General features: G+C 56.0%; 7 protein-coding genes. All 7 read left to right on the plus strand.

From position 1 onward, the window contains the following. Nucleotides 1-13: 13 nt before the first annotated feature. The 7 genes from ACFFK0_RS06380 to ACFFK0_RS06410 all read left to right on the plus strand — a co-directional run bounded on the left by ACFFK0_RS06380 (nt 14) and on the right by ACFFK0_RS06410 (nt 6,202). Entirely contained in the window at nt 14-976 is a 963-nt protein-coding gene (locus tag ACFFK0_RS06380) for a PhoH family protein (protein ID WP_377469154.1), read from the plus strand. 47 nt (nt 977-1,023) lie between these two features. Then, entirely contained in the window at nt 1,024-3,231 is a 2,208-nt protein-coding gene (locus tag ACFFK0_RS06385; RefSeq protein ID WP_377469155.1) for an HD family phosphohydrolase, read from the plus strand. Further along, a complete protein-coding gene (gene ybeY, locus ACFFK0_RS06390; RefSeq protein WP_377469157.1) occupies nt 3,232-3,783 on the plus strand; it encodes an rRNA maturation RNase YbeY in 552 nt (183 codons plus the stop codon). Then, entirely contained in the window at nt 3,780-4,496 is a 717-nt protein-coding gene (locus ACFFK0_RS06395) for a diacylglycerol kinase family protein (RefSeq protein ID WP_377469158.1), read from the plus strand. Before ybeY ends, ACFFK0_RS06395 begins: the two co-directional genes overlap by 4 nt. Nucleotides 4,497-4,525: 29 nt before the next feature. After that, on the plus strand, nt 4,526-4,963 hold the full coding sequence (locus tag ACFFK0_RS06400) for a cytidine deaminase (protein WP_377469159.1): 438 nt from the start codon (nt 4,526-4,528) through the stop codon (nt 4,961-4,963). Between the two features lie 22 nt (nt 4,964-4,985). Next, nucleotides 4,986-5,891, plus strand: a complete 906-nt coding sequence (era, locus tag ACFFK0_RS06405; protein WP_377469161.1) for a GTPase Era — start codon at nt 4,986-4,988, stop codon at nt 5,889-5,891. A gap of 158 nt (nt 5,892-6,049) precedes the next feature. Continuing rightward, entirely contained in the window at nt 6,050-6,202 is a 153-nt protein-coding gene (locus ACFFK0_RS06410; RefSeq protein WP_377469163.1) for a YqzL family protein, read from the plus strand. The last annotated feature ends 107 nt before the right edge of the window (nt 6,203-6,309 follow it).

A 6,309-nucleotide genomic window follows, 5' to 3' on the forward strand; every position in this document is an offset into this window, starting at 1 on the left:
AGATGGAGGCCTTTTGACGGAAAACGCCCAGCTCATCAAGCTCAGTCTGCGCTCCCCTGCCGAAGGACAAGCGCTATTCGGACCGCAGGACAAGTTCCTGCGCCTTATCGAGAAGGAAACGAACGCCCGCATTTTTACCCGGGACGAAGAAGTGACGATCCAAGGCGACGCCGCCAGCATCAATTCGCTGCAGCAGCTGTTCCAAGTATTGCTTGAGTTGATCCGGAATCAGTACAGCATATCGGAACGCGACGTCCTGTATGCGATCGAGCTGGCCAAGCAGATGAAGGCCGACCAGCTTCTCGACATCCTTAAGGGTGAAATCGCGACAACGAATAAAGGGAAGCCGGTCCGGATCAAAACGATCGGACAGAAGCAATATATCTCTACGATTCGCAAGAAGGACATCGTATTCGGTATCGGACCGGCCGGCACGGGCAAGACGTACTTGGCCGTCGTACTGGCGGTTGTGGCGCTGAAGGAAGGTGCCGTCAAGCGGATTGTACTGACGCGTCCCGCCGTTGAAGCCGGCGAGAGCCTGGGCTTCCTGCCGGGTGACCTCCAGGAAAAGGTTGACCCTTATTTGCGGCCATTGTATGATGCTCTTAACGATATGCTCGGACCCGAGCAGGTCGCCAAAGCGCTCGAAAGAGGGCTGATCGAGATCGCTCCGCTCGCTTATATGCGCGGCAGGACGCTCGACGATTCGTTCATTATTCTCGATGAAGCCCAGAATACGACGCCGGAGCAGATGAAGATGTTCCTGACCCGTCTCGGCTTCGGCTCGAAGATGGTTATTACCGGCGACGTCACGCAGATTGACTTGCCGCGCGGGAAGACGTCGGGCCTCATCGAGGCGCAGCGCATTCTGAGCCGCATCGAAGAGATCGGTTTCGTCCAATTTTCCGAAACGGACGTCGTCCGTCACTCGCTCGTACAAAAAATCATTGTCGCCTACAACGAGGACCAGAACTAAAACCGCAAGAGTGACAGCATGTCCTCTGAGAGGACGGAAACCTTGAGATGAATAACGAGATTCGGTATCAGAACAAGACGATCCGCTACCGGCTTAACGGCTGGAAAACGAGCGCCGCCGTTCGTTTGCTGCTGTATGCGGCGCTGGCGGCGCTGCTGTCATTCGCTTTTTTTCCCAAGCTTGTGCCCCCGACGTACGATTTGAAGCCCGGCAGCATCGCCGACAAGACGATTTTGGCTCCGCGGCAAGAGGTGGATGCGGCTGCAACGCTGAGGGCCAAAGACGCCGCCGTTCAGCAGGTGCAGCCGGTGTATCAAGTCGTCGGGTTGAACAACGAGGCGCTGGTCGACACGCTGTTCGATAAGCTGAATCAAATTAATGCGGACGCTGAAGTCAAGTTTGAGGACAAGGTCAGCATCTATCGGACGGTGCTGCCGCAGATTGTCGCCGATCATCATGCTCGCTCCGTCAAAACGTTCCGCAGCTCGGGCGCCTACTCCGACACGCTTCTCGAAGAGCTTGACCGCACGATTGCGGATCAGGCGTATCGAATACCGGAGGAGGCGTTCTTCAAGTTTCCGCGCCTGACGAAGGAAGATCTGGCCGCGATGCAGCCCGTCGCCAGGGATATTGTCACGAAGCTCATGTACGACGAGCTCCAGCAGGTGCAAAGCGCCAGAGCGAAGGTGGCCGAGCTCGTCTCGACCTCGAATTTGACGAAGGCGCTGTCGCGCGAGCTCGTTCAGGAAATCATTCGGGTATCGTTGTCGCCGAACAAATTCATCGATACGAGAGGAACCGAAGAAGCCCGCGTGAAAGCCCGGGAAGAGACGAAGCCCGTTTATGTCAATAAGGGCGACGTACTCGTGAAGCGCGGCGACTTGATCACGGAAGAGCTGTATAAGCGGCTTGAAGACATGGATTTGCTGAAGACGCAATCCAATTACTGGCCGCAGCTCGGCCTCGTGCTGCTTTCCGGCATGATGGTCACATTCCTTTACATGTACCACCGCCGGACGAAGGCTCATATCCATGATACCAATACGCAGCTGATCATGCTGGGCTTGATTTATGTCCTGAACATAGCCGTCATGAAAATTATCGCTTACGGCCAGACGGACATTCCGTATATCGGCTATTTGGCGCCGACGGCAATGGGCGCCATGCTGATCACGATTTTGTTCGACGGCACGCTGGCCTTCGGCTCAACCATCGTATTCGCCATTATCGCAAGCGTCATGTTCAACACCGACCCGGCGCTGATGTTCGATTTCCGGTACGGGCTGCTGACGCTCGTAGCCGGCTGGGCCGGCATCTTCACGATGCAGAAGGCGAGCCAGCGCTCCTCGATTCTGAAGGCGGGTATCGTCGTCGCCTTATTTTCGGCGCTGGCCATGCTGTCGCTGCTGCTGATGAACGATCATGTCGCCGAGAACGAGATTTTGCTTACGCTCGCTTACAGCTTTTCCGGCGGGCTGCTGACGGCTGTATTGGTTATCGGTTTAGTTCCGTTCTTCGAGGCGCTGTTCGGCATCTTGTCGCCGCTCAAGCTGGTTGAGCTGTCCAACCCGAACCATCCGCTGCTGCGCAAGCTGCTGACGGAGACGCCGGGCACGTACCATCACAGCGTCATGGTCGGCAACTTGTCGGAAGCCGCCGCCGAGGCGGTCGGAGCCAACGGCCTGCTCTGCCGTGTCGGTTCGTACTATCACGACATCGGGAAGACGAAGCGGCCAAGCTATTTTATCGAAAATCAAACGAACATCGAGAATCCGCACGACCGGATCGACCCGGCGCTCAGCAAATCGATCATCGTCGCTCATGCCCGCGACGGCGTTGAAATGCTGCGCGACTACAAGATGCCGAAGGCGATCTGCGACATCGCCGAGCAGCATCACGGCACGACGCTGCTGCATTATTTTTACCATAAGGCGAAGCAGCAGGCGGAAGGGGAAGGGCGCGAGGTCAAGGAAGAGGAATTCCGCTACCCCGGACCGAAGGCGCAGACGAAGGAAGCGGCTATCGTCGGCATCGCCGATTCCGTGGAGGCGGCCGTCCGGTCGCTGCGCAACCCGACCATGGAGCAGATCGATACGATGGTTCACAAAATCATCAAATCTCGTCTGGACGACGGACAGCTGAGCGATTGCGACTTGACGCTCAAGGAGCTGGATACGATTGCCAAGACTCTTAACGAGACGCTGCTCGGCATTTTCCACTCCCGTATCGAATATCCGAATGAAGGAGCAAGCTAAATGACGTTGAAGCTGGAATGGAGCAACGAACAGTCGGTACACGAAATTCCGCCGGAATGGATCGTGCGGCTGAAGGAGCTGCTGAAGATCGCCGGCGAAGAAGAAGGAGTGACGGACGGCGAGGTTGCCTTGACGTTCGTCGACGACGAGCGCATCCACGAGTTGAACCGCGAATACCGGGGGATCGACAGACCGACGGACGTGCTGTCATTCGCGATGCGAGAAGCCGGTGAAGACGAAATCGCTATCATCTACGGAAGCGATGACGAGTATGAAGTCATCGAAGAGACGGTGGACGGCGCGGAGGTCGAGGACGGAGAAGACGGTGACGATGATAGCTTTAGCGAGCCGCTCGGCGACATTATCATTTCCGTGCCGAAGGCGTTCGCGCAGGCCGAGGAGTACGGCCATTCCCCGGAGCGGGAGCTGGGGTTCCTGTTCGTTCACGGCTTCCTGCACTTGATCGGCTACGATCATGGCAGCGAGGACGAGGAGAAGGAAATGTTCGGCAAGCAGGAAAATATTTTGAATAAGGCGGGGTTATCGCGTTGAATGAGGACGGACGGTGGCGGCCCGGCAAATGGAAGCGCAGCTTAAGATACGCCTACGAGGGCATACAATATGCGTTGTCGACGCAGGCGAACATGAAGTTTCACTTCGTGGCCGCTTTCGCCGTTTTGCTGGCTGCACTGTTGGTCAAATTGAGCCGGACGGATATTTTGTTCCTGCTGCTGGCCGTCACGCTGATGATCGTTACCGAACTGATCAATACGGCGGTGGAGAAGGCCGTCGATTTGGCCATGCCGGACCGACATCCGCTCGCGAAGATCGCTAAAGACGTTGCCGCGGCTTCCGTGCTGGTGTCGGCGGTTTTTGCCGTCATCGTAGGGATGATCGTCTTCTATGAACCGATTGACCGGCTCATGTCCAATGTAAGGGAACAACGTTCGATGACGGCGGGGACGATATGGATCAGCCTGGCGCTCGTGCTGCTCTCCGTCGTGGTGACGGCGACCCGCTTCCGGAAACAGGGCCTCGCGTACCGGCCCAGCTTGTTTATGGCAGTGGCCGCCGCGGCGGCTACTATGATCGCTCTAGCAGCCAGCCCGACATGGATCGGGCTGCTTGCGTATTTGCTCGTCGCGATCATCGCAGTCGTGCTGTACGATAAGTCCGCCCGATCGGTGCCGGCCCTGCTGCTCGGCGGCTTGATCGGTCTCGGCATTGCGCTGCTCGCTGCGGCCCTGCTGCATATCGGTTTTTAAATTCATGAATGTCGGGAAGGATGAAGAGGATGGCGACTTTCGATGTGAAGAAGCTGTTGGAGCATGCGCTGGAGGCTCGGCGCCGGGCGTATACGCCGTATTCGCATTTCCAGGTTGGAGCCGCATTGCTGGACGATTCGGGAGCCATCCACTTAGGATGCAACATTGAGAATGCGGCTTACGGTCCTACGAACTGTGCGGAAAGGACGGCGCTGTTTCGAGCCGTTGCCGACGGCCTCGCTCCACGGACGTTTCGGGCTATCGCCGTTATCGGCGACACCGAAGGTCCGATCTCGCCATGCGGCACATGCCGGCAAGTATTGGTCGAGCTGTGCGCGCCGGATATGCCGGTCTTTCTCGGCAACCTGAAAGGAGACGTGCAGGAGACGACGGTGTCGGCGCTGCTGCCGGGAGCATTTTCCTCCGTCGATTTGCAGTACGACTATCAGCACAAGCGCAAGAACTAACCGAAAGAAGGATCATGACGTTATGACCCAATCCAAAAAGCCTTTCCGCTCGGGCTTCGTTGCCATAATCGGCCGCCCGAACGTCGGCAAATCGACCTTAATGAACCAGATGATCGGCCAGAAGGTCGCCATTATGTCGGATAAACCGCAGACGACCCGGAACAAAATCCACGGTGTTTATACGACGGAGAACGCCCAGATCGTCTTCCTGGACACGCCCGGCATTCACAAGGCGAACTCGAAGCTCGGCGATTATATGATGAAATCCGCGCACAGCACCCTCAGCGAAGTCGATGCCGTGCTGTTCCTGATCGATGTCGTCGAAGGAATGGGGGGCGGCGACCGGTACATTATTTCCCAATTGAAAGATATCAAGACACCGGTCATTCTCGTGATGAACAAGATTGATCAGGTGCAGCCGGAGGCGCTGCTGCCGATCATTACGCAATACAAAGATTTGATGAGCTTCGCCGAAATCGTGCCGATCTCCGCCATCAACGGCAATAACGTGTCGACATTGCTGGAGCAAATTACGAAATATTTGCCGGAGGGGCCGCAGTATTATCCCGCCGACCAAATTACGGACCACCCCGAGCAGTTCGTTATCGCCGAGCTGATCCGCGAGAAGATCCTGCATTTGACCCGCGAAGAGGTGCCTCATTCCATCGCCGTACAGATTGAGGATATGCGCGTGCAGGAAAATGGGGTCGTTTATATCGGCGCCGTCATTTTCGTTGAGCGTGATTCCCAGAAGGGGATCATTATCGGGAAGAAGGGTGCGCTGCTGAAGGAAGTCGGCCAACTGGCCCGTAAAGACGTGGAGACGCTGCTCGGCTCGAAGACGTTCCTCGAGCTGTGGGTCAAGGTGAAGAAGGATTGGCGCAATCAGGACCGACTTCTGCACGAGCTGGGCTACCGCAACGACTGATGTTGTTTCAGGGTTGCGATCCCTTATACCGGTCCGCAGCGCAGCACCTGCCTGAACAACACTTCCAGTCTTTCCTTCGAATAACAGGCCCGCTCCTAACTCATCCTAATCACGTAAGCTGCACAGTGACTTCAGGCCGCGTGAAAGGATGATCAGGGATGAGGGACTTTTCGTGGAACGTATTCACCAAGACCGGAGATGTAGATGCTTATCTCTTGTATAAGCAGTCAGGCGAGGGTGAAAGTGCAGGTGCAGAGTCAAGCTTCGACCCGATTGACGAAGCCGAAGACGACGCAGATCTTATCATTTGATGAATAAAACGGTACAATGTAATTATGGGCTTCGGCTCATAATTATTTTTTTTGAATATCAAGTTGCCTCAGCAAATCCTTCACATGCGAACATTTGTTTGATATAT

The organism is Paenibacillus chartarius, assembly GCF_042432825.1.
Lineage (GTDB): Bacteria > Bacillota > Bacilli > Paenibacillales > NBRC-103111 > Gordoniibacillus > Gordoniibacillus chartarius.

Coding starts and splice junctions, on each gene's coding strand:
- ACFFK0_RS06385 (WP_377469155.1), top strand. CDS start 1,024: ATGAATAACGAGATTCGGTATCAGAACAAGACGATCCGCTACCGGCTT.
- ybeY (WP_377469157.1), top strand. CDS start 3,232: ATGACGTTGAAGCTGGAATGGAGCAACGAACAGTCGGTACACGAAATT.
- ACFFK0_RS06400 (WP_377469159.1), top strand. CDS start 4,526: ATGGCGACTTTCGATGTGAAGAAGCTGTTGGAGCATGCGCTGGAGGCT.
- era (WP_377469161.1), top strand. CDS start 4,986: ATGACCCAATCCAAAAAGCCTTTCCGCTCGGGCTTCGTTGCCATAATC.
- ACFFK0_RS06410 (WP_377469163.1), top strand. CDS start 6,050: ATGAGGGACTTTTCGTGGAACGTATTCACCAAGACCGGAGATGTAGAT.